General features: G+C 50.5%; 21 protein-coding genes. 8 read left to right on the top strand and 13 right to left on the bottom strand.

What is annotated here, in order from left to right; genetic code table 11:
- Nucleotides 1-52: 52 nt before the first annotated feature.
- The 3 genes from HMPREF9446_RS09935 to epsC form a co-directional block, all read right to left on the bottom strand.
- A complete protein-coding gene (locus HMPREF9446_RS09935) occupies nt 53-2,320 on the bottom strand; it encodes a S9 family peptidase (RefSeq protein WP_039969022.1) in 2,268 nt (755 codons plus the stop codon).
- 64 nt (nt 2,321-2,384) lie between these two features.
- On the bottom strand, nt 2,385-3,956 hold the full coding sequence (locus tag HMPREF9446_RS09930; protein WP_009125500.1) for a THUMP domain-containing class I SAM-dependent RNA methyltransferase: 1,572 nt from the start codon (nt 3,954-3,956) through the stop codon (nt 2,385-2,387).
- Nucleotides 3,957-4,063: 107 nt separating this feature from the next.
- Nucleotides 4,064-4,963 carry a serine O-acetyltransferase EpsC gene (gene epsC, locus HMPREF9446_RS09925; RefSeq protein WP_039969009.1) on the bottom strand — a complete coding sequence of 300 codons (900 nt, stop codon included), beginning with the start codon at nt 4,961-4,963 and terminating at the stop codon, nt 4,064-4,066.
- 173 nt (nt 4,964-5,136) lie between these two features.
- On the opposite strand from epsC, the gene cysK reads away from it, so the two are divergent.
- Nucleotides 5,137-6,084 (top strand): cysteine synthase A, encoded by a 948-nt coding sequence (gene cysK, locus HMPREF9446_RS09920; RefSeq protein WP_009125497.1) that lies wholly within the window; start codon nt 5,137-5,139, stop codon nt 6,082-6,084.
- Between the two features lie 40 nt (nt 6,085-6,124).
- On the opposite strand, the gene HMPREF9446_RS09915 is transcribed toward cysK, so the two are convergent.
- Both HMPREF9446_RS09915 and rnr read right to left on the bottom strand, forming a co-directional pair.
- Nucleotides 6,125-6,601 (bottom strand): pyridoxamine 5'-phosphate oxidase family protein, encoded by a 477-nt coding sequence (locus tag HMPREF9446_RS09915; protein WP_009125496.1) that lies wholly within the window; start codon nt 6,599-6,601, stop codon nt 6,125-6,127.
- Nucleotides 6,602-6,770: 169 nt separating this feature from the next.
- A complete protein-coding gene (rnr, locus tag HMPREF9446_RS09910; protein WP_009125495.1) occupies nt 6,771-8,918 on the bottom strand; it encodes a ribonuclease R in 2,148 nt (715 codons plus the stop codon).
- A gap of 200 nt (nt 8,919-9,118) precedes the next feature.
- Here rnr and HMPREF9446_RS09905 point away from each other — a divergent pair, with 200 nt between their 5' ends.
- The 3 genes from HMPREF9446_RS09905 to HMPREF9446_RS09895 are packed head-to-tail and all read left to right on the top strand — an operon-like array spanning nt 9,119 to nt 12,057.
- The gene (locus tag HMPREF9446_RS09905; protein ID WP_009125493.1) at nt 9,119-10,033 is read left to right on the top strand and encodes a cation diffusion facilitator family transporter; all 915 of its coding nucleotides are present in this window, start codon (nt 9,119-9,121) and stop codon (nt 10,031-10,033) included.
- 1 nt (nt 10,034) lies between these two features.
- Nucleotides 10,035-11,042 carry an NAD-dependent epimerase/dehydratase family protein gene (locus HMPREF9446_RS09900; protein ID WP_009125492.1) on the top strand — a complete coding sequence of 336 codons (1,008 nt, stop codon included), beginning with the start codon at nt 10,035-10,037 and terminating at the stop codon, nt 11,040-11,042.
- Between the two features lie 52 nt (nt 11,043-11,094).
- Nucleotides 11,095-12,057, top strand: a complete 963-nt coding sequence (locus HMPREF9446_RS09895) for a phosphatase PAP2 family protein (protein WP_039969008.1) — start codon at nt 11,095-11,097, stop codon at nt 12,055-12,057.
- 157 nt (nt 12,058-12,214) lie between these two features.
- Here the strand turns inward: HMPREF9446_RS09895 and dusB are convergent, their stop codons facing one another.
- Entirely contained in the window at nt 12,215-13,192 is a 978-nt protein-coding gene (dusB, locus tag HMPREF9446_RS09890) for a tRNA dihydrouridine synthase DusB (protein WP_009125490.1), read from the bottom strand.
- A gap of 96 nt (nt 13,193-13,288) precedes the next feature.
- On the opposite strand from dusB, the gene HMPREF9446_RS09885 reads away from it, so the two are divergent.
- From HMPREF9446_RS09885 to dprA, 3 genes are read left to right on the top strand one after another with little or no spacing between them, the layout of a single operon-like run.
- Nucleotides 13,289-14,578: a peptidase U32 family protein gene (locus HMPREF9446_RS09885; protein ID WP_039969020.1), complete on the top strand. Its 1,290-nt coding sequence runs from the start codon at nt 13,289-13,291 to the stop codon at nt 14,576-14,578.
- 33 nt (nt 14,579-14,611) lie between these two features.
- Nucleotides 14,612-15,025, top strand: coding sequence for an acyl-CoA thioesterase (locus HMPREF9446_RS09880; protein ID WP_039969018.1), 414 nt, complete (start codon nt 14,612-14,614; stop codon nt 15,023-15,025).
- Nucleotides 15,015-16,130 (top strand): DNA-processing protein DprA, encoded by a 1,116-nt coding sequence (gene dprA, locus HMPREF9446_RS09875; protein ID WP_009125487.1) that lies wholly within the window; start codon nt 15,015-15,017, stop codon nt 16,128-16,130. Before HMPREF9446_RS09880 ends, dprA begins: the two co-directional genes overlap by 11 nt.
- A gap of 326 nt (nt 16,131-16,456) precedes the next feature.
- Here the strand turns inward: dprA and HMPREF9446_RS09870 are convergent, their stop codons facing one another.
- The 4 genes from HMPREF9446_RS09870 to HMPREF9446_RS09855 form a co-directional block, all read right to left on the bottom strand.
- Nucleotides 16,457-17,212 (bottom strand): succinate dehydrogenase/fumarate reductase iron-sulfur subunit, encoded by a 756-nt coding sequence (locus tag HMPREF9446_RS09870; RefSeq protein WP_009125485.1) that lies wholly within the window; start codon nt 17,210-17,212, stop codon nt 16,457-16,459.
- A gap of 79 nt (nt 17,213-17,291) precedes the next feature.
- Entirely contained in the window at nt 17,292-19,238 is a 1,947-nt protein-coding gene (locus tag HMPREF9446_RS09865; RefSeq protein ID WP_009125484.1) for a fumarate reductase/succinate dehydrogenase flavoprotein subunit, read from the bottom strand.
- A gap of 37 nt (nt 19,239-19,275) precedes the next feature.
- Complete coding sequence (locus HMPREF9446_RS09860; RefSeq protein ID WP_009125483.1) at nt 19,276-19,980, bottom strand: succinate dehydrogenase/fumarate reductase cytochrome b subunit; 705 nt, start codon at nt 19,978-19,980, stop codon at nt 19,276-19,278.
- A gap of 263 nt (nt 19,981-20,243) precedes the next feature.
- Nucleotides 20,244-21,164 carry a helix-turn-helix domain-containing protein gene (locus HMPREF9446_RS09855; RefSeq protein ID WP_039969006.1) on the bottom strand — a complete coding sequence of 307 codons (921 nt, stop codon included), beginning with the start codon at nt 21,162-21,164 and terminating at the stop codon, nt 20,244-20,246.
- A gap of 105 nt (nt 21,165-21,269) precedes the next feature.
- Here HMPREF9446_RS09855 and HMPREF9446_RS09850 point away from each other — a divergent pair, with 105 nt between their 5' ends.
- Nucleotides 21,270-21,872: a phosphatase PAP2 family protein gene (locus HMPREF9446_RS09850; protein ID WP_009125481.1), complete on the top strand. Its 603-nt coding sequence runs from the start codon at nt 21,270-21,272 to the stop codon at nt 21,870-21,872.
- 94 nt (nt 21,873-21,966) lie between these two features.
- On the opposite strand, the gene HMPREF9446_RS09845 is transcribed toward HMPREF9446_RS09850, so the two are convergent.
- From HMPREF9446_RS09845 to HMPREF9446_RS09835, 3 genes are read right to left on the bottom strand one after another with little or no spacing between them, the layout of a single operon-like run.
- Nucleotides 21,967-23,583: a S41 family peptidase gene (locus tag HMPREF9446_RS09845; RefSeq protein WP_009125480.1), complete on the bottom strand. Its 1,617-nt coding sequence runs from the start codon at nt 23,581-23,583 to the stop codon at nt 21,967-21,969.
- A gap of 11 nt (nt 23,584-23,594) precedes the next feature.
- A complete protein-coding gene (coaD, locus tag HMPREF9446_RS09840) occupies nt 23,595-24,047 on the bottom strand; it encodes a pantetheine-phosphate adenylyltransferase (RefSeq protein ID WP_009125479.1) in 453 nt (150 codons plus the stop codon).
- Nucleotides 24,044-25,960, bottom strand: a complete 1,917-nt coding sequence (locus HMPREF9446_RS09835) for a DNA topoisomerase IV subunit B (RefSeq protein ID WP_050797292.1) — start codon at nt 25,958-25,960, stop codon at nt 24,044-24,046. The genes coaD and HMPREF9446_RS09835 overlap by 4 nt, the downstream gene beginning before the upstream one ends.
- Nucleotides 25,961-25,971: the final 11 nt, after the last annotated feature.

The raw sequence follows: 25,971 nt of genomic DNA, 5'->3' as shown, positions 1-25,971 counted from the left end.
TATGAGTTTTGAATTATGAATTATGAGTTGTGGATTGTGAATTGAGAATAATTCAAAATTCACAATTCCCTAAATAGTCCTCGAAATACCTTGTTATCTTTTCGTGCAGATGTACACGGTCACGTCCCTGCACGTTGTGCTTGTGCGTGGGATAGATGAACAGGTCGGGATAGGTGCGGGCATCCACGCAGGCTTTCATGAACGAGAGCGTGTGTTGCGGCACGCAGGTATCGTCGTGGTCATCGTGAATGATGAGCAGGTGTCCCTTCAAGTTTCCGGCAAGGTTTTTCAGATTGCATTGCCGGTAACCTTCCGGATTGCTTTGCGGGGTATCCATGTAGCGTTCGCCGTACATGACCTCATAATAGCCCCAGTCGATGACAGGACCTCCGGCAACGCCCACCTTGAATATTTCCGGATAGCGTAGCATCAATGCGGTAGTCATGTGTCCTCCGAAGCTCCAGCCATGCACACCGATGCGATTGCCGTCCACGTAGGGCAGGCTTCGCAGGTATTCTACGCCTTTCACCTGGTCTTTGCCTTCTTCAATGCCGAGCTGGCGGAAAGTAGCGTTTTCGAATTCCAGTCCGCGGTTGCTGCTTCCGCGATTGTCGAGCGAGAACATGATGTATCCTTTGTTGGCCATGTAAAGATCCCATCCTCTTGCGGCATTCATCCATCCGTTCGTTATCATCTGGGCGTGTGGACCTCCATATACATAGATGATGGCGGGATATTTCTTTGCCGGATCGAAGTTTGCGGGTTTGATGATGCGGTAGTACAAGTCGGTCTTCCCGTCGGCTGCCTTGAGGGTGCCTACTTCTATATCGGGCATTTCGTAACCTTCGTACGGGTTCTTTGCGGTAAGCAGGTTGACGGTTGCATGGTTCCGGGTGGACACAATATCAATGTTACGGGGAATCCGGGGAGTGGAATAACGGTCAATCAGATACTCTCCGGATGCGGACAGCAGAGGGCTGTGTACCCCTTCGCTATTACCTACCGCAGTGATTTTGCCGTTATTTGCATTTACCTTATAGGTATTGCTCTGTAAGGGAGATTCTTTGGTGGCGGTGAAGATGATTTCCTTTTTCTTTTCGTTAAAACCAAGAATCTCCTGTACCAGCCAGTCTCCCTGCGTCAGTTGCACGCCAACGGCTTCTTTGATATCCTTTCCGCTTCCGGCTTTCTTTATTTGCTTCCATATCTTTTCCGCCTCTTCCGTGTCGGGGGAAGCGGAGCGATGGGCGGCCGATAGCTTCGCCAGGTCGTAGAGGTACAGATGGTTGTATCCGTCACGTTGGCTTTGGTAGATAAATTTAGTCTCGTCCCACGGCAGGAAAAGGATGGGATGCTGGGGCTCCACATACTTGTCGTGCTTTTCTTCGATGAGCACTCGTTGCAGTTCTCCGGTTTCTGCGTTGTATTGGCAGAGTCTGGAATGATTCTGGTCGCGGTTCAGTTCTATCAGATAAAGGCTTTTGCCGTCCGGTGCCCAGGCTATATTAGTGAAATATCGGTCTGTAGGATCACCCGTATTCAGATAGATGGTCTTTTGTGTGGTGGGATTGTAAATGCCGACCTGTACCTGATGGCTTGCCATGCCGGCCATAGGATAGCGTATTGGGTCCACCACTGCCGTCCTTGCCGTGATATCTACTAACGGATAAGAAGTGACCATGCTTTCGTTCATCCGGTAGAAAGCCAGCAGATTTCCTGCCGGACTCCAGAAAGTGCCTTTTGAAATGCCGAATTCATTGCGGTGTACGCTTTGTCCGCAGACAATGCCTTCCGGTTCGACGCTCACGCAGTGTCCGTTTACGTAAAGGTTGTTCTTTACGGTGTAGGCCAGATTACGGCTTGCCGTGTTGTAATCGTAATTGGCGGCCGGTTCCTTGGGAAGGTCGTCGCGGCCGGTTATTGCGCCTGTCTGCCAATTGTAAACGGCGTAGCGTTGCGTTGAAGGAAGCAAAGTTTCCGTGCATCCGGCCCAAGGATATTTCAGGTTGTTGAGATGCGGCATTTCTTTCAGTCCGGCATCCTTTAAGGCACGGTTCACGGTTTCACGGGTAAAAAGTACGGTCTCCTTACCGGTCTTCGGGTTGACAGCCTTTGCTTCGTCTTTGCCGGAGATGATGCATAGGTCGCCCCACCACTGCAACCCCTGAAGGTTCTCGGCGGTACGGTATGTCTTTCCTCCGGGAATCAAGTCTTCCAAGGTAGGCCTTTTCAGTTCTTGCGCCATAACGTTTATTGTAAATAGGGCAGGCACTGCCAATAGCAGTGCGAGAATACCTTTATTTATAATTTTCGTATTCATATTGTTTATCATCGTTCTCGTTGATTCCGTTATTCTGTTTTTTTATCCTCAAGAGAGCATACGGTCAATCTTCTTCTTTCTTTTCTGTTTCCCTTCTCTTTCTTTCAGGATAGGATTCACCTGACCTTGTCTTGCGCTCCGCGCCAAACTCCCTTTTCTCGCGGGGCTTGAACTCGCGTCTCTCTCCGCTATTGAATTCTCTTCTTTCACGCGGGCGGAACTCGCGCCTCTCCCCGTCATTGAACTCTCTTCTTTCGCGCGGGCGGAACTCGCGCCTCTCTCCGTCATTGAACTCTCTTCTTTCACGCGGGCGGAACTCGCGCTTCTCCCCGTCATTGAATTCTCTTCTTTCACGCGGGCGGAATTCGCGCCTCTCTCCGTCATTGAATTCTCTTCTTTCACGCGGGCGGAATTCCCGTCTTTCATTTCTTTCTCCCGATGCAGGACGGAATTCCCTGCGTCCCTTGTTCAGCTCATCGCCACCCTCGCGGAATTCTTTGTATTTCCCGTCAAAAATTTCATATTGGCGGAATTCACATTCCAGTGCACCGTTGAACAAAGGAATCTTTTGGGTTGCTTTCAGCCCGATCTGGTCGAAACATTCTTCACGGTAAGAGAGTATCCAGGCGGTGTTGCCGGTAAAGGCGTGTTTCAACCGCTCGCCGATCATGGAATATAGTCCCAGCAGGTCATTGGTCGAGATTCTTTCTCCATAGGGAGGGTTGGTGATAATCACGGACTTCTCTGCAGGCTGCTCAAATTGCTGGAAAGGCTGAAGTTTCAGCACTACGTCCTTGCTGACGCCTGCTGCTTTTATGTTGTGCGTGGCTATCTCGTTGGCTTTCGGGTTGTTGTCGTAACCGTATATCTTATGGGTGAACTCGCGTTCCTGGCTGTCATCGTTGTAGATGGTGTCGAACAGTTCCTGGTCGAAGTCAATCCACTTCTCGAAAGCGAACTCTTTACGGAACACGCCCGGGGCAATGTTACGCGCTATCAAGGCGGCTTCGATGGGGATGGTTCCCGAACCACACATCGGGTCTATCAGGTCACATTCACCTTTCCAGCCGGTCATCAATATCATTCCGGCGGCCAAGACCTCGTTCAGCGGAGCTTCCACCGCTTCCTGGCGGTAACCGCGGCGGTGCAGGGATTCACCGCTGGAGTCGAGAGAAAGTGTACATTGAGTTTCGGCAATATGGATGTTCAGCAGCACGTCGGGCTTGTTGACACGCACGCCGGGACGTTCGCCGCTCTTCTCGCGGAAGTAGTCCACGATGGCATCCTTTACCTTATAGGCTACGAACTTGGAATGGCGGAACTCTTCGCTGAATACGACGGCATCTACGGCAAAGGTCTTGTCTGTGTCTAAGTAGTCCTCCCAATGGATGGCTTTGATTTGCTCGTAAACTTCGTCAGCGTTTTTGGCTGTGAAGTGTTTGATGGGTTTCAGGATGCGGATGGCCGTACGCAGGCAGAAGTTGGCTTTGTACATCATTTCTTTGTCTCCACTGAACGACACCATGCGGCGTCCTATCTCAATGTCGTTGGCACCCAATGCGGTGAGTTCTCCGGCCAGTGTCTCTTCCAGTCCCTGGAAGGTTTTGGCAATCATTTCAAAAGATTGTTCGCTCATCTAATTTATTTACTATTTGTTATTCCCTACGGTCTTGACGTGTTTTTTATCTTTAACACATAGGTACGTTGTCTGTTTTCTGTTTAATTAACCGGGTCGGCAACCTCTTATTTTTTTGCCTTTGTCTGTACGATCCTTGCTCCGGCGGGCACGTCCTCGGTTACCCAGATATTGCCGCCCACGGTTGCGCCGCGCCCTATGGTGATGCGCCCCAGGATGGTGGCATTGGAATATACAATGACATTGTCCTCCAGTATCGGATGGCGGGGAATGCCCTTGATGGGTTTACCGTCTTCATCCAGAGGAAAACTTTTGGCGCCGAGTGTTACGCCCTGATATAGCTTGACGTTGTTTCCGATAATGCAAGTCTCTCCGATTACCACGCCTGTACCATGGTCGATGGTGAAATGGCTGCCGATTTGGGCACCCGGATGAATGTCGATTCCCGTTTCGCTGTGGGCCATTTCCGTAATGATACGCGGGATAAGGGGGACACCCAGTACCAGTAGCTCGTGGGCGATGCGGTAGTTGCTGATGGCGCGGATGGCAGGATAGCAACTGATGACTTCACCGAACGAATGGGCGGCAGGGTCGCCATTGTAGGCTGCTTCCACGTCGGTGGCAAGTATGCGTCTCATTGCCGGCAGATGGCTGATGAACTTGGCCGCGAGCAGGGCGGATTCTTCCCGCTGCATCTCGGTGCAACTGCTGCACTCGCCGTCGCCGGCAAAGCAGAGTCCGGCAAGGATCTGCTCGGTCAGCAGGTCGAACAGATGTTCTACGTTGACGCCGATGTGGTAGGTGACGGTACGGCTGTTTACCGTGGAATTGCCGAAATATCCGGGAAAGATGATGGCACGTGCCAGTTCAATGATGTCGCACAATGCTTTGGCCGAAGGCAGTGGATTGCCATCCGTATGCTGGTGAAACAGTCCTTTGTAAGATTCGCTTTCCGATAGCTCATCGACTGCCTGTGTCAGGATGTGGGTAAAGTTGAGTGGACTCATTATGATATCCTTTATTAATAAAGTGGCAACAAAGGTACAAAGTATTCGCCAAATTTCCTACATATCCCTCATTTATAGTATGGATTTACCATGTTTATGGTATTTCTGCCGAACCAAAAGGACACTATTTTTGTCTTGTCAGAAAAAGAATGAATATTTAAACTGCATCATATATGAAGAAGATTGCCGGAAGCCTTACCGAATTGGTAGGCGACACTCCCTTGCTGGAGTTGAACAATTATAATAAAAAGAAGGGTCTCAAGGCCCGTGTGGTTGCCAAGTTGGAATATTTCAACCCAGCAGGCAGTGTGAAAGACCGCATTGCTCTTGCCATGATAGAAGATGCCGAGGCGAAGGGATTGCTGAGACCCGGAGCCACCATTATTGAGCCTACCAGCGGCAACACCGGAGTGGGGCTGGCTTTCGTTTCCGCTGCCAAAGGCTATAAACTGGTCCTGACGATGCCTGATACCATGAGTCTGGAACGCCGCAACCTGCTGAAGGCACTTGGGGCGGAATTGATCCTGACTCCGGGCGCTGAGGGGATGAAAGGGGCTATTGCCCGTGCGGAAGAACTGAAACAGGATACTCCGGGCTCACTGATCCTGCAACAATTTGATAATCCTGCCAACCCTGCTGTCCATGAGCGTACTACCGGACAGGAAATCTGGCGGGATACGGAGGGACGGGTAGATGTCTTTGTGGCCGGGGTAGGTACGGGGGGTACCGTGAGCGGTGTGGGCGCTGCTTTGAAGAGGCATAATCCGGCTGTGAAAGTAGTGGCTGTGGAACCGGTGGATTCTCCCGTACTTTCCGGCGGGAAGCCCGGTCCCCATAAGATTCAAGGAATAGGGGCAGGCTTTGTTCCGGGGAATTACAATGAGGCGGTGGTAGATGGGGTGCTGCAGGTATCCAATGACGAAGCTATCCGCACAGGACGGGAGCTGGCGAAGTTTGAGGGATTGCTTGTCGGTATATCTTCCGGGGCGGCCGTAGCTGCCGCTACCCGGTTGGCGATGTTGCCGGAGAATGAAGGGAAAACGATTGTCGCCTTGCTCCCCGATACGGGCGAACGGTATCTTTCAACATTGCTGTATGCTTTTGAGGAATATCCGTTGTAATTGATGAAGAATGCAGGGGAGGTGCTTGACGGCAGGAGTCTTATATTTCACTCGGCCTTAGCCCGAACGACCTGCAGCTCATGTGTTCTGCCTTCACCTCCCATATCTTGACATTACGTACAGCAGGTTCTGCATACCTGCATTCATTCTCCGTATATTGTTTCATCAGCAGGTCGAGGACGTGGCGTTTCTCTTCCATGTCCTCCACAAAGCGCACCTTTCCGCGGCAGATGACGCTGCGTGACTTCATGCTGTAGCTGCATGCTACCTGCCGGTGCATATATACCAGTTCGTGCCCTTCGCAGAAGGTGATGCAGACTTGCGGATGCTTTGTCACCATTTCCACTTTACTGCCTTCCGGTCCGGAATGCAGGTATATCACTCCGTCTTGGTAAGCAAAATTCATGGGAACCGCATACGGGTTTCCTTCCGGGTCGGTAATGCTTACGATGCAGTACGGACATTTGCGGATGATTTCTTCAATCTGTACGGGGTCTGTAATAGTAATTGTCTTCATGGGCAAAGCTTCATTCCCGCCCCCTCTCCGGAAGAGAGGGGAGTAAGGGAGTGGGGGTATTTTAATGTTGTCGGGTTATTCTTTATTTCATTCAAGTTTCGCAAGTTCTCGATTCATTGCTCTCTTCTCCTCTCTCCTCTCTTTTCCGGAGAGGGAAGAGGGGGTGAGGCTATACCAGTGCGAAGTCCAGCTGTTTCTTTTCCAGATTGGCGCGTGCCACTTTGACTGTAATCTCGTCACCCAGGCTGTAAATGCGGTTCTTGCGGCGTCCGCGCAGACAGTAGTTCTTCTCGTCGAACTCGTAATAATCATCGTCAAGGTCGCGGATAGGGATCATTCCTTCACACTTGTTCTCGTTCAGTTCCACATAGAGTCCCCATTCGGTAACGCCGGAGATTACCCCGTCAAAGGTCTGTCCCAGATGCTCCGTCATGAATTCCACCTGCTTGTACTTGATGGAGGCACGTTCTGCATTGGCGGCTATCTGCTCCATGGAGCTGGAATGCTCGCAGAGCGCTTCGTATTTCTGTTCGGATACGCTGCGTCCGCCCTGGTCCAGATACTTGGTAAGCAGGCGGTGCACCATCATATCCGGGAAACGGCGGATGGGCGAAGTGAAGTGTGTATAATAATCGAATGCCAGGCCGTAATGACCCACGTTGTGCACGGAATAGCGCGCTTTCTGCATGGCGCGGATAGATACGGTTTCAATCAGATTCTCCTCTTTCTTTCCTTGGATATCGTCCAACAGATGGTTGATGGATTTGGATATGTCCGTCTTTGTGCCGCCGGTTCGCAGCTTGTAGCCGAAGCGGGCGATGAATTGTGCCAGGTTGTCCAGCTTTTCCGGATCGGGGAGGTCGTGGATACGGTAGGGAAGCACTTTGGCTTTCTTGCCTTTGGGCACACGCCCGATTTTCTCGGCTACGGTGCGGTTGGCGAGCAGCATGAATTCCTCTACCAGTTTGTTGGCGTCTTTCGATACTTTGAAATAAACGCTGACGGGCTTGCCTTTTTCGTCAATCTCGAATTTCACTTCGTAACGGTCAAAGTTGATGGCTCCTGCCTTGAAACGATTGTCACGCAATATCTTGGCGAATCTGTCCAACTGGAGGATTTCTTCCTTGAAATCACCTTTCCCCGTTTCTATGATGTCCTGGGCTTCTTCGTAGGTGAAGCGGCGGTTGCTCTTGATGACGGTGTGTACGACACGCGAATGCTTGATTTCCCCTTTTTCCGTCATTTCGAAGATTACGGAATAAGCCAGTTTTTCTTCGTCGGGACGGAGGGAACAGATGAAATTGCACAACCGTTCGGGCAACATCGGTATGGTGCGGTCCACAAGGTAAACGGAGGTGGCCCGTTTCTCGGCTTCCTTGTCGATGATACCGCCTTCTTTCACGTAATGGGTGACGTCGGCAATGTGTACGCCTACCTCCCACAGATTGTCTTTCAGTCTGCGGATGGACAAGGCATCGTCAAAGTCCTTTGCATCCTTGGGGTCGATGGTGAAGGTGGTGACGTTCCGGAAATCCTCGCGTCTGGCAATCTCTTCGGCGGGAATTTCATCGGGTATCTTGTCGGCGGCCTTCTCTACGGCGGACGGATATACATACGGCAGGCCGAATTCGGCCAGAATGGCGTGCATCTCGGTGGTGTTGTCTCCGGCACGTCCCAGGATATCGATGACTTGCCCGATGGGGTTCTTCGCCTTGTCGGGCCATTCCACGATCTTCACGATGGCTTTGTCGCCCGTCTTTCCGCCTTTCAGTTTCTCTTTGGGGATGAAGATGTCATTGGCAAGCGTACGGTTCTCCGTTACCAGAAAAGCGTATGACTTGGCTACTTCCAATGTGCCTACAAAGGTGTCGTTGGCACGTTCCAGGATCTCGATGACTTCTCCTTCGGCTTCACGTCCGCGGCGTTTGGCGTAAAAGGCGATACGCACTTTGTCGTTGTTCATGGCATGCGCCGAGTTGCGTTCGGCAACGAAGATGGGGTCGCCTCCGCCTTCGGGGATGAAGGAGTTCTTTCCGTTGCTTTTGCGCTGGAAGGTGCCGGTCATCTCAATACCGTGGTTGTTCAGCTTATATTTGTGCTTGTCTATTTCCGTGATGTAGTCGTCATCCGAAAGTTCGGACAGAATATCCATACACAACATCTTCAGCGGATGTGTCGTGAGATGCAGTTGCTCAAAAATGTATTTCAGGGACAGTACTTCGTCTTGTTTTGTGTGGAAAAAATCCAGCAGTGCTTTGACAAGCTCTTTCTTCTTCATGCGCTTGCCGGCCTTCTTTTCTTTTTTTGTCTTAGCCATAATATATATCGTTTTGTTTTAGTCCCTCCCCGGGTCTTTTCCGAAAGAAGAGCCGGAGGGGACTACAAAGTAAACAAATAAATGGGTTCACTCGTTCAATCTGCCCCCGAAATATTGCTGCCCGACCGGAAAATAATGGAAGAACGGCTGTATGTAACGGATTTATGTACTATCTTTGCAACGATTAAGCAAGAAAACAGATGAAAATGCAAACTCTGGACAAAGCAGGCATCGCACGTGAGAGGGGGATTTACCGGGTGACGATTGTGGGAAGTGTGGTTAACTTCCTCTTGCTCGTTTTCAAGTTCTTTGCGGGAATCATGGGGCACAGCGCTGCCATGCTGGCGGATGCCGTTCATTCGTTGTCGGACTTTGTGACGGATATCATTGTTCTTGTATTTGTCCGTATTTCATCAAAACCGCAGGACGAGGGACACGATTATGGCCATGGCAAATATGAAACGCTGGCGACAGCCATCATCGGCATCTTTCTCCTGTTTGTGGGCTTCGGCATTTTCTGGAATGGGGCTTCGTCCGTCTATCTTTTCTTGCAGGGCGGCTCTTTGCCCGAGCCGGGCATGCTGGCACTGGCAGCGGCGCTGGTATCCATCGTATCCAAGGAGATACTCTATCAATATACGGTATTCAAGGGGAAGAAACTGAATTCGCAGGCGGTCGTGGCCAACGCATGGCATCATCGGAGTGACGCGCTTTCTTCCATCGGTACGGCCGTAGGCATCGGCGGGGCTATCTTGCTGGGCAGTCATTGGAGGGTGCTCGATCCGGCTGCGGCGGTGATTGTCAGCTTCTTCATCATGAAGGTGGCGGTTGGACTGCTGATACCTTGCGTGGACGAATTGTTGGAAAAGTCGCTGCCCGCTGATGTGGAGGAAGAGATACAGGAGATCATCCTGTCCTTTCCGGACGTGAGTTCCCCGCATCATCTCCGTACGCGCCGTATAGGCAATCATTATGCCATAGAGGTGCATGTGCGTATGGATGGGAAAATCACGCTGGAAGAGGCTCACCGTACGGCAACGGCCATAGAGGACAAGCTGAAGGAGAAGTTTGGTGAAGGAACTCATATAGGTATTCATGTAGAACCGACAAAATAGGATGGAAAGTATATTAGTTACAGGCGCAAGCGGGTTTATAGGAAGTTTCATCGTCGAAGAGGCGCTGAGACGCAAGTTCGCTGTATGGGCGGGTATCCGTTCGTCCAGCAGCCGTGAATATTTGAGTGACCGCAGGATACATGTTCTTGAACTTGACTTTGCGCATCCCAACGAACTTCGGGCGCAGCTTTCCGGTCATAAGAGCACTTACGATAAGTTCGATTACATCGTCCATTGTGCCGGTGTCACCAAATGTGTGGATAAAGGAGAGTTTGAGCTGGTGAACTATCTCCAGACCAAGTATTTCATAGATACGCTGAGAGAATTGAACATGGTTCCCAAACAGTTTATCTTCATCAGCACGCTCAGCGTATTCGGCCCCATTCATGAAAAGAACTACGAACCCATTACGGAGAATGACACTCCTGCGCCCAATACGGCCTATGGCCTGAGCAAGCTGAAGGCGGAGTTGTATTTGCAGAGCATTCCGGGTTTCCCCTATGTCATCTATCGTCCTACGGGTGTTTACGGGCCGCGTGAGAAAGACTATTTCCTTATGGCGAAGTCTATCCGGCAGCATATCGATTTTTCCGTCGGCTTCCGTCGGCAGGACCTTACTTTCGTTTATGTCAAGGATATTGTGCAGGCCGTATTTCTGGGTATCGGGAAAGGAGTGTCCCGTCGCGCTTATTTTCTGGCGGACGGAGAGGTGTACCGGAGCCGTGCTTTTTCGGACTTGATACGGAAAGAACTGGGTAATCCGTTGCTTATTCGCTTGAAGTGTCCGTTAATTGTATTGAAAGTCGTATCTTTGCTCGCTGAATTCTGGGCAAAACGTCGGGGCAAGACCAGTACGCTCAATTCAGATAAATATAGAATAATGAGACAACGCAATTGGCAGTGTGATATTACTCCGGCTATCGAGGAACTGGGTTACAGCCCCGAATATAAACTGGAACGGGGAGTAAAAGAAACAATTGCCTGGTATAAAGACAAAGGATGGCTTTGAGTAATTGACAATCGGTAGTTGGCACATTATGAAAGGTCGGGACAAAGAACACATGATAAATTTATTTAAAAGGGTAGAAACCCGTAAAGGGCTTTTTGCGGTTGAGAAGATCACGTTGATATACAACCTGTTGACTTCCATACTCATTCTGTTTCTTTTTCAGGAAATGGATCATCCGGTGCAGATGTTGGTTGACCGCGCGATGATTGCGGCAATGACTTTCCTGCTGATGTACCTTTACCGGCTGGCGCCCTGCCGGTTTTCTGCTTTTGTGCGTATAGCCATCCAGATGTCGCTGCTTTCCTACTGGTATCCCGATACCTTTGAATTCAACCGGATATTCCCCAACCTCGACCATGTGTTCGCTTCGGCGGAGCAGTGGATGTTCGGCGGGCAGCCTGCCGTATGGTTCTGTGAAAGATTCCCGCAGATGTGGGTGAGCGAGCCGTTCAATATGGGGTATTTCTTCTATTATCCGATGATATTGTTGGTAGTGGTGTGGTACTTCCTCTATCGTTTCGACCTTTTCGAGAAGGTCTCGTTTGTCATCGTCACCGCTTTCTTCGTCTATTACCTTATCTATATATTCGTCCCCGTTGCCGGGCCGCAGTTCTATTTCCCCGCCATCGGAAGCGACCGTGTGGCGCAGGGCATCTTCCCCTCTATCGGCGACTATTTCCACCATCATCAGGAGCTTCTTCCCGGACCGGGCTATGAGCACGGCTTCTTCTACAATCTGGTGGAGAGTTCCCAGCAGGTGGGCGAGCGGCCTACGGCGGCTTTCCCCAGTTCGCACGTCGGGATGTCCACGGTACTGATGATCATGGCATGGCGTGGCAGCAAGCGTCTGTTTGCCTGCCTGTTTCCTTTCTACCTGCTGCTGTGCGGGGCTACGGTCTATATCCAGGCGCATTACCTGATAGACTCTATCGTGGGGTTCGTATCGGCTTTCGGCATCTATATCCTTGCCACGTGGATGTTCAAGCGATGGTTTGCACAACCGATGTTCAAGTGACGGCAGGCATCTGATGCCGCCGGATGTGGTGACACGATATTTGTGCCTTAGGGATGGCACAACTGTGCCTTGCCTGTGGCACAACTTTGCCAACACGGTGGCACAACTTTGCCATCCCTAAGGTAACGTCAGCTCGACGGATAAAGAAAACGGTTTATCAGAGTAACGGGGCGATGGTGTCGAAGATGCGGTACAGTTCCTCTTTGGTCTCTGCCCGTAGCATGGCTATCCTTGTATCCCGGAAGTTGGGAATGCCCTTGAACAGCGGGCTTGCCGCCAGGTGGCGGCGTACGTGCAGGATGCCCCGGCGCTCGTCCAGCAGGTTGACGCTATCTTCCACTTCCCGGCGCAGCACCTCCATCCGCCATTCACTGCTTAGCGGGGGCAGTTCCTCGCCCGTTTCCAGATAATGCTTCACTTCCTTGAATATCCACGGGCGTCCGAAGCTGGCGCGGCCTATCATGATGGCATCTACGCCGTAGAGGTCGAAACACTCCTTGGCGCGTTGGGGAGTGGTGATGTCTCCGTTGCCGATGATGGGGATGCGCATGCGAGGGTTCTTCTTTACCTCGCCGATGAGCGTCCAGTCCGCCTCGCCGGTGTACATCTGCGCACGGGTGCGTCCGTGTATGGTAAGGGCGGCGATGCCGCAGTCCTGCAGCTGTTCGGCAAGGTCGACGATGATTTTATTGTTGGCATCCCAGCCCAGCCGTGTCTTCACGGTGACGGGTATCTTCACGGCATCCACCACGGCACGGGTGATTTCAAGCATCAAGGGTACATTCTGCAACATGCCTGCGCCGGCGCCCTTGCCTGCCACGCGCTTCACGGGACAGCCGAAGTTGATGTCCAGTATGTCCGGGCGTGCCTGTTCCACGATGCGGGCGGCTTCCACCATCGTTTCCGTGTCCCGCCCGTATATCTGTATGGTTACGGGCCGTTCTGCGTCGCTGATGTTCAGCTTCTGCCGGGTCTTGCCTACAGAACGTATCAAGGCGTCTGCAGAAACGAACTCGGTATATACCATGTCTGCCCCGAACTGCTTGCACATCAGGCGGAAAGCCGGGTCGGTGACATCCTCCATCGGAGCGAGGAATGTAGGATACTTGCCAAATTCTATTTCTTTGATTTTCATAAATTTAATAGGAAATCAGACACAAGTGCCTGTCTGTTTCGTGCAAAAGTACGGAAAAAAAGCCTACCTTTGTACATGTTTATTAAAGAAGATAATATGAACGCTACAATAAAAGATTTCGAAATCATGGCTCCGGTAGGCTCACGCGAGTCGCTTGCGGCAGCCATACAGGCAGGTGCCGACTCTGTCTATTTCGGCATCGAGAACCTGAACATGCGTGCCCGTTCGGCGAATACCTTTACGATTGATGATTTGCGCGAGATAGCCCGGACGTGTGACGAGCACGGGATGAAAAGTTATCTTACGGTAAATACCATCATCTACGACAATGATATACCCTTGATGCGCACCATCGTGGATGCCGCTCATGAGGCCGGCATTTCCGCCGTGATTGCGGCGGACGTGGCGGTGATGAGCTATGCCCGCAGTATAGGGCAGGAGGTGCACCTCAGCACACAGCTCAACATCAGCAATGTGGAGGCGCTGCGCTTCTATGCGCAGTTTGCCGATGTGGTGGTGCTGGCACGCGAACTGAATCTGGAGCAGGTGGCGGAAATCTACCGCCATATCCGTGAGGAGAATATCTGCGGCCCCGGCGGGGAGCAGATACGTATAGAGATGTTCTGCCACGGTGCGCTCTGCATGGCAGTGTCCGGCAAGTGTTACCTTTCCTTGCACGAAATGAACCACTCTGCCAACCGGGGAGCCTGCATGCAGGTTTGCCGCCGCAGCTACACCGTGCGCGACAAGGAGACGGATGTGGAACTGGAAGTGGACAACCAATATATCATGTCGCCCAAGGACCTGAAGACCATTCACTTCATGAACAAGATGCTGGATGCCGGTGTGCGTGTGTTCAAGATAGAAGGGCGTGCCCGCGGCCCCGAATATGTGCGTACCGTAGTAGAATGTTACAAGGAAGCTATCCGTGCTTATTTGGACGGTACCTTCACCGACGAGAAGATCACCGTTTGGGACGAACGGCTGAAGACGGTCTTTAACCGTGGCTTCTGGGACGGCTACTACTTGGGACAACGCTTGGGCGAATGGACCAGGAATTACGGTTCCGCCGCCACAGAGCGTAAGATTTATGTGGGTAAGGGCATCCGCTATTTCAGCAATATCGGTGTGGCGGAGTTCCTGGTAGAGGCTGCCGAAGTCAGTGTAGGAGACAAGTTGCTGATAACAGGACCTACGACCGGTGCGGAATTCGTCACTTTGGACGAGGCGCGTGTTGACTTGAAGCCCGTACAGACTGTAAGGAAAGGGCAGCATTTCTCGATGAAATCGGTGAAGATACGTCCGAGCGACAAGCTTTACAAGCTGGTTTCCGTAGAAGAACTGAAAAAGTTCAAGGGCCTGGATGTGGAGAAGCAACGAGGTTGACCTATCAGAAAATGATACAATATGAAGACCATTATGGAGAAGTATATTTATGAACTGGAGATGAAGGTGCGTGATTATGAATGCGACCTGCAGGGTATTGTCAACAATGCCAACTATCAGCACTATCTGGAACATACGCGCCATGAGTTCTTGTTGAGCGCGGGCGTCAGCTTTGCCGGGCTCCATGAACAGGGAGTGGATCCGGTGGTGGCACGCATCAGCATGGCATTCAAGACACCTCTGAAGAGCGGCGATGAATTTGTATCCAGATTGTACATGAAAAAGGAAGGCATCAAGTATGTTTTCTACCAGGATATTTTCCGCAAGTGTGATAATAAAGTAGCCATTAAGTCGGTGGTTGAAACGGTATGTGTGGTAAACGGACGTTTGAGCGACAGCGAGTTATTTGACAACGTCTTTGCCCCCTACCTCAATCATGAACAGTGACGAACGCATATGCAGTATAGCCCTCACGCTTTGCCCCGGTATAGGACATATCGGGGCGAAACGTTTGATAGAGGGGGCGGGCAGTGCCGTAGAGGTGTTCCGCAACCGTAAGGAGCTTCCTGAAATTCTTCCGGGCATCAATCCTGCCACGGTCACTGCACTTGATTGTCCTGCCGCCTTTCTTCGTGCCGGGCAGGAGATGGAATTTGTGGAGAAAAACCGTATCTCTTGTCTGACGTTGAAAGATGAGGCTTATCCTTCTCGTTTGCGAGAGTGTGAGGATGCTCCCATCGTATTGTTCTTCAAAGGAAATACAGACTTTAACCGGCTCCGGGTTATCAATATGGTCGGTACTCGCCGTGCCACCGATTACGGGAAACAGTTTTGTGCCGATTTCCTGCATGAGATGGCTGTGCTTTGCCCGGATGTGTTGGTTGTCAGCGGGCTGGCGTATGGAATTGATATCCACGCACATCGTGCTGCGCTGGCAAACCGGCTTTCCACCGTGGCGGTGCTGGCGCATGGGATGGACCGTATTTATCCATTCGTACACCGCAAGACGGCTGTCGATATGTTGGCGGATGGTGGCCTGCTTACAGAATTTCTTACCGAAACCAATCCTGACCGCTTCAACTTTGTCAGCCGCAACCGCATCGTGGCGGGTATGTGTGACGCTACGGTGGTGGTAGAGTCTTCCGAAAAAGGAGGTTCGCTCATCACCGCTGATTTGGCGGTGGGATATCACCGTGATTGTTTTGCCGTTCCGGGGCGTGCGTCGGATGCTGCTTCTATCGGTTGTAACCGGTTGATACGTGACAATAAGGCGGCGTTGATCCAGTCTGCGGAGGATCTGGTCTGCGCTATGGGATGGATGCCTGTTTCAAAAGCGGAAAAACCCGAAGCCGTCCAGCGGAATCTTTTTCCGGATCTGTCGGAGGAGGAAGAGGGGGTGGTGCATATCCTGTCCTGTCGGGGCGACCTGCACATCAATACACTGGTGGTAGAGGCCAACCTGCCGGTAAACCGGATGAGTGCCTTACTTTTTGAACTGGAAATGAAAGGGGTGGTGAAAGCGTTGGTGGGCGGAGTCTATCACTTAAGATAAAAGGACTCCTTATTGGGAGGCATAAAAAAAGGAGTACCGCTGTACTCCAACCTTTGTTAACCTTAAATCTAATACTATGAAAAAAATCACATTGCAAATGTAAAGGTTCTGTCCGTATCTTCCAAATATCAGTCCTGTCACGGCGTTCCTTTTAAAACTATTTCACTGATTTTTTGCTGTTTTCGCACACGAGTTATCTTTTTGTATTCCATATGCGTTAAATGGGTGGCGAAATGATAATAAAGCTTCCTCATAAAAAAAACTCCCCCGCCGGTTTCCCGGAAGAGGAGTTCTTTGTGATATTAATCAAATGTAGAAAGTGCTGATCAGTCTTTCAACTTCGCAATGATGAAGTCACGGTTCAAGCGGGCAATGTTGCTGATAGAAACGTTCTTCGGACATTCTGCCTCACAAGCACGAGTGTTTGTACAGTTACCGAATCCCAGCTCATCCATCTTGCTCAACATGGCTTTTGCACGGCGTAACGCTTCCGGCTTGCCTTGGGGCAGCAGATTCAGCTGGCTGACTTTAGCGGAAACGAACAGCATGGCCGAACCATTCTTACAAGCAGCTACACAAGCACCGCAACCGATACAGGAAGCGGCATCCATAGCTTCATCGGCAATGGGCTTCGGAATCAAGATCGCGTTGGCATCCTGGGGAGCTCCCGTGCGTACGCTGACGTAACCGCCGGCCTGCATGATCTTGTCGAAAGCGGTACGATCCACCATCAAGTCCTTGATTACCGGGAAGCCGGCAGAACGCCATGGCTCAACAGTGATAGTGTCACCGTCGTTGAAACGGCGCATATAAATCTGACAGGTAGTGGCACCTGTTGCAGGACCGTGCGGATGACCGTTGATGTAAAGAGAGCACATACCGCAGATACCTTCGCGGCAGTCATGGTCAAACACAACCGGCTCCTTGCCCTCGCTGATGAGTTGTTCGTTCAGAATATCCAGCATTTCGAGGAATGAAGTATCGCCCGGAATATCTTTCATTTGGTATGTTTCAAAAGCGCCTTTTGCTTTCGGACCCTTCTGGCGCCATACCTTGAGCGTAAATGATATATTTTTATCCATTGTTTTAGAACTGTTATGGGCTACAAGCAGCGAGTTACGGGAACTCCTGCTCATAGCGGGTTAATAATAACTAACTTACTTAGCTCTTATAGTTACGAGTCTGTACTTTGATCGCTTCGTAAACCAAAGGTTCTTTCAGCAATACCGGTTCTTTTTCATCAGAGCCTTGGTATTCCCAGCAAGCAACGTAGAAGTAGTTCTCGTCGTCACGCTTGGCTTCGCCTTCTTCAGTCTGGTATTCTTCACGGAAGTGGCCACCGCAGCTTTCGTTGCGGTTCAAGGCGTCGTAAGCAACAAGCTCGCCCATTATGATAAAGTCGTACAGACGGATAGCTTTGTCAAGCTCTACGTTCATGCCTTCTTTTTCACCGGGGATGAACAGTTCTTTTTCGAACTCTTTACGGATTTCTTTCAGTCTCTTCAAGCCTTCTTTCAGACCTTCTGCGGTACGTCCCATACCTACATATTCCCACATTACATGACCCAGCTCTTTGTGGATGGAGTCAACGGACTTTTTACCCTTGATGTTCATCATCCAGTCAATCTTGTCCTGGATAGCCTTTTCTGCAGCAGCAAATTCAGGCAGGTCGGTAGAGAAGCGGGGAACGGTAATCTGGTCGGCCAGATAGTTCTGGATAGTATAGGGCAATACGAAGTAACCGTCGGCCAAACCTTGCATCAGTGCGGAAGCGCCGAGGCGGTTTGCACCGTGGTCGGAGAAGTTGCATTCACCGATAGCGAACAGACCCTTGACGGAGGTCATCAGTTCGTAGTCAACCCAGATACCACCCATGGTGTAGTGGATAGCCGGATAAATCATCATCGGGTTGTGTTCGGGGTTCACGTCGGTGATTTCTTCATACATGTCGAAGAGGTTGCCGTAACGCTGACGCACCACGTCGACACCTAAGCGGTTGATGGCATCGCTGAAGTCAAGGAATACGGCAAGGCCTGTGTTGTTCACGCCATAGCCTTTGTCGCAACGTTCTTTGGCGGCACGGCTGGCAACGTCACGCGGAACGAGGTTACCGAATGCCGGATAGCGGCGTTCCAGATAGTAGTCGCGGTCTTCTTCGGGAATGTCTTTTCCTTGCAGTGTACCTTCTTGCAGTTTCTTGGCGTCTTCCAGCTTCTTCGGAACCCAGATACGTCCGTCGTTGCGCAGAGATTCGGACATCAAAGTCAACTTGGACTGCTTGTCACCGTGAACCGGAATACAAGTGGGGTGAATCTGCACGTAAGCCGGGTTGGCAAACCACGCACCTTTACGGTAGCAAGCCATTGCTGCAGAGCAGTTACATGCCATGGCGTTGGTAGAAAGGAAGTAGGCGTTGCCGTAACCTCCGGTAGCGATAACTACTGCATGGGCGGCAAAACGTTCCAATTTACCGGTAACGAGGTTCTTTGCAATGATACCGCGGGCGCGTCCGTCAATGAGGACAACGTCTTCCATCTCATAGCGGGTATATAGTTTCACGGTACCTACGTTCACCTGGCGGCTCAATGCAGAGTATGCGCCCAGCAGCAGCTGCTGTCCGGTCTGGCCTTTAGCGTAGAAAGTACGGGATACCTGTGCGCCACCGAAAGAACGGTTGTCCAGCGTACCGCCGTATTCGCGGGCGAAAGGAACGCCTTGTGCAACGCATTGGTCGATGATATTGTTGGATACTTCAGCCAGACGGTAAACGTTGGCCTCGCGGGCACGGTAGTCACCGCCCTTTACTGTATCGTAGAACAGACGGTAAACGGAGTCACCGTCGTTTTGGTAATTCTTTGCAGCATTGATACCGCCCTGTGCAGCGATAGAGTGTGCACGGCGCGGAGAATCCTGGATGCAGAAGTTGAATACTCTGAAACCCATTTCACCGAGGGAAGCGGCAGCACTGGCACCGGCAAGTCCGGTTCCTACTACGATGATGTCCAGACGGCGTTTGTTGGCAGGGTTCACTAATTTTTGGTGAGCTTTATAATTGGTCCATTTCTCAGCTACCGGTCCTTCCGGTATTTTAGAATCTATCTTAGTCATAATGCTATTACAATTTAATCATTTACAATTTACTTTCTTAGCAAGCGCCGCCGCACATCAGTGATTTGATGAAGAATACGACAACTACCAGAGCGAAGCATACAACAACGATAGTGGAGTAGATGCCGGAAATACATTTCCAACGGTTAATCCATACTTTGTTGTTCCAGCCCAGAGACTGCATGGAGCTCCAGAAACCGTGAGTCAGGTGGAACCACAGCGCGCCCAGCCAGATGAGGTAAAGCACTACAAATACCGGGTTGGAGAAAGTGTTCTGGATGTGATAGACACCGTTGGCTGCATAAGCCAGAGTCAGCGTGTCGGCATGTGCACCCATGTTGTGCATCAACTCGGGGAGCTGCATCTTGGACCAGAAGTTTACCAGGTGCAGACCTAAGCCTACGATTACGATGATACCCAATACGAGCATGTTTTGGGAAGCCCATTCTACGGTTTTCGGTTTTTCTACTACGGCATAACGCTCGTTACCGCGTGCCTTGCGGTTTTGCATAGTCAACCAGAAAGCGTAGATGATATGGATGATAAACAAGGCAGCCAGACCTGCCGTTGCCACCAATGCATACCAGTTTGCTCCCAGGAACTCACAAACCATGTTGTATCCCTCGGCGGAGATTAATGCAACAAGGTTCATCGCCATGTGAAATGTCAGAAACAGGACAAGGGCGATACCGGTAATACTCATCACCACTTTCCTTCCTACAGATGAATTACTTAACCACATAAATGATTGAATTTAAATTATTTAATAGTTAGAAAATATTTTCTACAAAGACACTTATGTAAATGTTTCGCAAAAATAGGGGAAATCCATTGATTAAACAAGGAATTAAAGAAATAATTCCGTAATAAGTCCGGGGGATTGTATCTATATATTTGACTTGTCGTATCTATATGCCCGACTTGTCACATCTATATTCCTGACACGTTGTATCTATAGATCCCGTATGTTGCATCTATATATCCCGTAAGTCAGGGATATAGATATTACAGATCAGCAGGTTTTGTGCCGCTGTTGTCCTCTCCGGCCTTCTCTTTGCAGATGATGGTGATCCTTTCTCCATTGGCGGAGCGTTTACGCAGAGAACGGGGCGTATCCCCGAAAGAGTCTTTGCAGAAGTGTGCGAAGTGGGACAGGGAGTCGAAGCCATAGCGGGCGCTGATGGCGGATATGCGTTGTTTGGTATGTTGCAGGTCGTTCAGGATACCTTCACGTTTCTTGTCCAGAATCCATTCATATACCGGTACGTTATACATGTTTTTAAACAGTCGCCGGAAGGTGGTCGTCGTATATCCTCCAAGGTGGGCAAACTCCTCCACATTCTTTACTTTGTCATAATTCTGCATGACGAAATAATGGAAACTTTCGGTATAGGTACTGATGGGGTAGAAGAATGTACTGATCTGGGGCAACGGATAATAGCATGTGAGAATGTAAACCAGCTCCTGGCATTTGATGTCGATGTATTTGCCGCAGGCCGGAGACTGTTCCCTCAGATACTCGGCAAGGTCTTTCAGCAGATATTTCAGCTTTGGAATAGCTGTCAGGGGAGTGTAGGTCAAGGGGGCTTCGGAACGGTTGAGTATTTCCTTATAGCGCTCCTCGCAAAGCGCGGGGAGCTCGGTGAACCGGTAAACAATGTATTCCACATCGGTAAGGGCCAGCAGTTCCATTGTGGAGCCGATGGCTTGCAGTATGATCTGGTTGCTGTGCAGAGTGGTTCCCGGATACTCTGCGCTGTTTATGAGCAGGTCACCTTTCAGCATGAAGATCATGCAGTTCTGTGTGCATTTTTCGGCAGGGAAATATTGCCCTTGCGAGAATTGGTTATACACCAACACTCCTTCTGAGATTTTGGGACATGTAGTACAATTGATTTGCCGGGTGCAACAAGTATCCATTGTCATGAAATGATAGGCGGATTATTATAAATACGGGAACAAAGATAGAATTTTTTTGTGAATACTATTACTATTTGGGCTATCTTTGCAATCACTTAATACGAAGATTTTATGAAAAGGAGTATTTTTTTTGTATATCTTGTTTTCCTTGTTGTATCAAATTTATCAGCACAGAATTGGGATGTCAATACTGTACATCAAATAAATAGTTGGGACGGTAAGTTTATTCGCAATTATAATAAGGTGATTTCCCGTTCGGAGCCCTACGTTGCTGTCGGCGTGCCGGTGGCGATGGCGGTAGCTGCGTGGATCAGGCATGACAAAGACTTGTTGAAGGACGCCGTATATGTGGGTACCAGTGTGGCAGGTGCGTTTGTGGTGACATACGGCATGAAATATTTGGTGGACCGTGAACGGCCATACGATAAATATCCTGACAGGATACATCCGTATAGCCGTGAAAGCAGTCCGTCGTTTCCTTCCGGGCATACGGCAACGGCTTTTGCACTTGCCACTTCCTTGAGTGTGAAATATCCCAAATGGTATGTCATTGCCCCCTCTGCCCTGTGGGCTTGTTCAGTAGGGGTATCACGCATGAACGAGGGGGTGCATTATCCGTCGGATGTATTGGCGGGTGCTGCCATCGGTGCAGGATGCGCCGTCCTTAATATCTACGTGAACCGCTGGCTGAACAAATGGCTGTTCGGAGATTGATTTTAGGCGCGGATCTCATGGATTTTGTTTACCTAATCCATGAAATCCGCGCCTGAAAAATGAAAGTATCCATATACTTTTGACGCTCTTCCGATTACTGTCGGATCATAGTGCTGTAGATATCTTCATTCAACACCTTCAAAGCCTGCTGCACGCTGTTGTTTGTGGCGTTCATCACTTGGAAGTACTCATCCATGTCCCATAGGTCACGGGCGATCAGGGCTTTGAGTTGTGTCTTGATCAGCGGCAGCGATTGGTTATATTGCTTTTCGTTGAATTTGATTTTCTCTTTGTCCGCAAGGGCACGGATTTCGGCAAGGAAGTCATCGTCTATCTCAAACTTGTCGTTGAAAGCTTCGAACTTTTTGTATCTGTTCTGCAATTCTTTCCGGTGTTTTTCGATATAACCGGTTGTTGCCTTGATGACTACGCCCTTGGCTACAAGGTTCCGGTGATAGTCTGTGTATTGGGCGGTATCTATCGGGACAAAGAAATCCGGCATAATGCCGCCTCCACCGTAAACGGTGCGTGCCAGGCGTTTGGTCTGCACTTTCAGGGAGTCGGCAAAGTGAATGCTGTCCGCATGGATCATTTCTCCATGGTTGAAGCGGTCTATCAGTTCCTGGTTGTATTTTTCCTGGCTGTCTCCGCCTTTCACTCTACCGTCAAGATTGGCGGTGTTGTCGTAGGGCTTCTGGATGCAACGTCCGGCAGGAGTATAGTAGCGCGCTATGGTCAGGCGTATCATGGAACCGTCCGGCAAATCGATGGGACGTTGTACCAGTCCTTTTCCGAAAGTACGGCGTCCTACCACGACTCCTCTGTCCCAGTCTTGTATGGCGCCGGTCACAATTTCGCTGGCAGAAGCCGAATATTCATCTACCAGGACAATGAGACGTCCTTCCTTGAAGTTTCCGGTACCCTTGGCGAAGAAATCGCTGCGACGGGCGGCACGTCCTTCGGTATAGACAATCAGTTCCTTCTGCCCGAGAAACTCGTTGGCAAGGTCTATGGCTGCATTCAGATAGCCTCCGCCGTTTCCTTGCAGGTCGAGGATCAGGTCTTTCATGCCTTTCTTCTGGAGCTCTTTCAACGCCTGTGTAAATTCTTCGGCGGTAGTAGCGGCAAAACGGTTGATACGTATATACCCTGTCTTGGGTTGTATCATGTAGGCTGCATCCAGGCTGAGGATGGGAATCTTGTCACGTTTTACGGTGAAGTGCAGTGCGTCGTCCACGCCGCGCCGTACAATGGTAAGTTTGACTTCCGAGTTTTTCGGGCCGCGCAGCCGTGCCATGATATCCTCCGTACCCATCTTGACTCCGGCGATGGCGCTGTCGTTGACTGCCACGATACGGTCTCCGGCAAGGATGCCCACTTTTTCGGACGGCCCGTTGCTTACGGGCTGTATCACGAGCAGGGTATCTTCTATCATCTGGAACTGTACGCCGATACCCTCGAAATTACCTTGCAGGGGCTCGTTCATTTTCTTTACCTCTTCTGCATTGTTATAGGTAGAATGCGGATCGAGTTGTGCCAGCATTTTAATGATGGCTTCTTCCACCAGTTTGTTTTCGTCCACCTTATCTACATATAAGTTGGCTATGGCAAACTCTGCCATCTGCAACTTGCGTATAGCCTCGTTATTCGGTTTTTGCGCCCGTACTGTCACGGCGCACATACATATAATAATGAATAGAACTTTTTTCATATCTTGTTTCTTTATATTTCCATTCCTTCCGGTATGAACATGCTTATGTCCTTGCCGTATTTCAGCAGTTCGCGCACGGTAGTGGAACTGACACAGGTAAGTTCCGGCTCGGTGAAGAGCAGGATGGTCTCGATGCCGGTCAGTTTCCGGTTGATGTCCGCAATGGTTTCCTCGTATTCGAAGTCCTTTACGGTACGGATGCCACGTATGATCAGATTGGCATTCATCTGCTTGGCAAAGTCAATGGTCAGGCAGTCATACGACTGTACAATGATGCGCGGCTCGTTCCGGTAGAGGTTCCGTATCATATCTTCGCGCTTCTCGGTAGGGAAATACGTGTTTTTGTTCTCGTTGATACCGATTCCTATGACGATCTCGTCTATAAAGGTCAGCGCGCGGTTTATTACCGAGGAGTGCCCGATGGTAAAGGGGTCGAATGTTCCCGGAAAGATTGCTCTTCTCATGATGCCAAATCTTCTTCTATAACTAAATTGTTGATGATAAAGTTTTGCCGTTCCATGGTATTCTTGCCCATGTAGAATTCCAGCAGTTCCTTTACGAGGTCTGTCTTACGGAGAGACACTTGTTCCAGACGCATGTCCTTGCCGATGAAATGCCTGAACTCGTCGGGCGAGATTTCTCCCAGACCTTTGAATCGCGTGATTTCGGGGTTGGGACCCAGTTCCTCGATGGACTTGATGCGTTCGTCCTCTGTATAGCAATAGTTGGTTTTCTTCTTGTTGCGTACACGGAACAAGGGGGTTTGCAGGATATATACGTGCCCTTTCTTTATCAGGTCGGGGAAGAACTGCAGGAAGAAAGTGATGATCAGCAGGCGGATGTGCATGCCGTCCACATCGGCATCGGTGGCGACGATGACTTTGTTGTAGCGCAGTGTTTCTATGCCGTCTTCTATATTCAAGGCTGCCTGCAGCAGGTTAAATTCCTCATTCTCATAAACCACTTTTTTGGTCAGGCCGTAAGAGTTGAGCGGTTTGCCGCGCAGGCTGAATACCGCTTGGGTATTTACATCACGGCTCTTGGTGATGGAACCGCTGGCGGAGTCTCCCTCGGTGATGAAGATGCACGATTCGGCCTCCTGGTCCTTGCCTTTGCCGTCACTCAAGTGGTAGCGGCAGTCGCGCAGCTTGCGGTTGTGCAGGTTGGCCTTCTTGGCGCGTTCGCGTGCCAGCTTGGTGACCCCGGCAATGGCTTTGCGCTCTTTCTCGGAGTCCTGTATCTTTTGCAGCATCACTTCGGCCACAAGCGGGTTCTTGTGGAGGTAATTATCTACTTCCGTCTTGATGAAGTCTCCTACGTATTTGTTCACTGTGGGACCCGCGGGCTTGTGCTCCTGCGGTGCGGCGGGCCACATGTTGTTGCTTCCCAGTTTCGTTTTGGTTTGGCTCTCGAACATGGGTTCCTCCACGTCGATGGCGATGGCGGCCACCAGCCCGTTGCGTATGTCGGCATACTCCTGGTTCTTGTTGTAGAACTCTTTGATGGTGCGGGCAATGTGCTCTTTCAAGGCAGTCTGGTGCGTACCGCCCTGGGTAGTGTGCTGTCCGTTGACAAAGGAGTAGTACTCCTCGCCGTATTGGTTGGTGTGTGTGAAGGCTATCTCGATGTCCTCTCCTTTCAGGTGGATGATGTCGTAGAGGCCTTCGCTGGTCATGTTGTCTTTCAGCAAGTCCTCCAGTCCGTGGCGGGAAACGATGCGCTGGCCGTTGTAGATGAAGGTAAGTCCCGTGTTCAGATACGTGTAGTTACGCAACAGCGTTTCTACAAACTGGTTCTGGAAGGAGTAGTTCAGAAAGAGTGTGGCGTCCGGTTCGAAGAAGATATAGGTCCCGTTCTCTTCCGCCGAGTCTTCGGTCACGTCACTTAACAGCGTGCCTTTTTCAAAGATGGCGGTACGTACCTTGCCTTCACGGTAGCTGCGTACCTCGAAACGGCTGCTCAGCGCATTGACAGCCTTGATGCCCACGCCGTTCAGCCCGACGCTTTTCTTGAAAGCCTTCGAGTCATATTTACCTCCGGTATTCAGCTTGCTGACCGCCTCTACCAGTTTGCCTTGCGGAATGCCTCGTCCGTAGTCGCGGACGCTGACGCGCAGACTGTCTTCTATAGTCACTTCTATACGCTTTCCGGCGCCCATCTTGAACTCGTCGATGCTGTTGTCCATAACTTCCTTCAGCAGCACATAGATGCCGTCATCGTTCTGCGAGCCGTCGCCCAGACGGCCTATGTACATGCCTGAACGGACACGGATATGCTCCATGTCGTCCAGATGGCGGATGTTGTCGTCGGTATATTCCACGCTGGAAGCAGAGGTTTCTGTGATGTTGTGGTCAGCCTCTTCCAGCGGCAGGGTCATATTATTGTTAT

The sequence above is a fragment of the Bacteroides fluxus YIT 12057 genome (assembly GCF_000195635.1).
In the GTDB taxonomy this organism is placed as follows: domain Bacteria; phylum Bacteroidota; class Bacteroidia; order Bacteroidales; family Bacteroidaceae; genus Bacteroides; species Bacteroides fluxus.
Note: the sequence above shows the minus strand (reverse complement) of the source record. Positions and strands in the feature narration are given on the sequence as shown.

Bases quoted from the DNA above. Each gene is read 5' to 3' on its own strand.
- HMPREF9446_RS09935 (WP_039969022.1), bottom strand. From the start codon at position 2,320: ATGAATACGAAAATTATAAATAAAGGTATTCTCGCACTGCTATTGGCA.
- HMPREF9446_RS09930 (WP_009125500.1), bottom strand. From the start codon at position 3,956: ATGAGCGAACAATCTTTTGAAATGATTGCCAAAACCTTCCAGGGACTG.
- epsC (WP_039969009.1), bottom strand. From the start codon at position 4,963: ATGAGTCCACTCAACTTTACCCACATCCTGACACAGGCAGTCGATGAG.
- cysK (WP_009125497.1), top strand. From the start codon at position 5,137: ATGAAGAAGATTGCCGGAAGCCTTACCGAATTGGTAGGCGACACTCCC.
- HMPREF9446_RS09915 (WP_009125496.1), bottom strand. From the start codon at position 6,601: ATGAAGACAATTACTATTACAGACCCCGTACAGATTGAAGAAATCATC.
- rnr (WP_009125495.1), bottom strand. From the start codon at position 8,918: ATGGCTAAGACAAAAAAAGAAAAGAAGGCCGGCAAGCGCATGAAGAAG.
- HMPREF9446_RS09905 (WP_009125493.1), top strand. From the start codon at position 9,119: ATGAAAATGCAAACTCTGGACAAAGCAGGCATCGCACGTGAGAGGGGG.
- HMPREF9446_RS09900 (WP_009125492.1), top strand. From the start codon at position 10,035: ATGGAAAGTATATTAGTTACAGGCGCAAGCGGGTTTATAGGAAGTTTC.
- HMPREF9446_RS09895 (WP_039969008.1), top strand. From the start codon at position 11,095: ATGATAAATTTATTTAAAAGGGTAGAAACCCGTAAAGGGCTTTTTGCG.
- dusB (WP_009125490.1), bottom strand. From the start codon at position 13,192: ATGAAAATCAAAGAAATAGAATTTGGCAAGTATCCTACATTCCTCGCT.
- HMPREF9446_RS09885 (WP_039969020.1), top strand. From the start codon at position 13,289: ATGAACGCTACAATAAAAGATTTCGAAATCATGGCTCCGGTAGGCTCA.
- HMPREF9446_RS09880 (WP_039969018.1), top strand. From the start codon at position 14,612: ATGGAGAAGTATATTTATGAACTGGAGATGAAGGTGCGTGATTATGAA.
- dprA (WP_009125487.1), top strand. From the start codon at position 15,015: ATGAACAGTGACGAACGCATATGCAGTATAGCCCTCACGCTTTGCCCC.
- HMPREF9446_RS09870 (WP_009125485.1), bottom strand. From the start codon at position 17,212: ATGGATAAAAATATATCATTTACGCTCAAGGTATGGCGCCAGAAGGGT.
- HMPREF9446_RS09865 (WP_009125484.1), bottom strand. From the start codon at position 19,238: ATGACTAAGATAGATTCTAAAATACCGGAAGGACCGGTAGCTGAGAAA.
- HMPREF9446_RS09860 (WP_009125483.1), bottom strand. From the start codon at position 19,980: ATGTGGTTAAGTAATTCATCTGTAGGAAGGAAAGTGGTGATGAGTATT.
- HMPREF9446_RS09855 (WP_039969006.1), bottom strand. From the start codon at position 21,164: ATGACAATGGATACTTGTTGCACCCGGCAAATCAATTGTACTACATGT.
- HMPREF9446_RS09850 (WP_009125481.1), top strand. From the start codon at position 21,270: ATGAAAAGGAGTATTTTTTTTGTATATCTTGTTTTCCTTGTTGTATCA.
- HMPREF9446_RS09845 (WP_009125480.1), bottom strand. From the start codon at position 23,583: ATGAAAAAAGTTCTATTCATTATTATATGTATGTGCGCCGTGACAGTA.
- coaD (WP_009125479.1), bottom strand. From the start codon at position 24,047: ATGAGAAGAGCAATCTTTCCGGGAACATTCGACCCCTTTACCATCGGG.
- HMPREF9446_RS09835 (WP_050797292.1), bottom strand. From the start codon at position 25,960: ATGACCCTGCCGCTGGAAGAGGCTGACCACAACATCACAGAAACCTCT.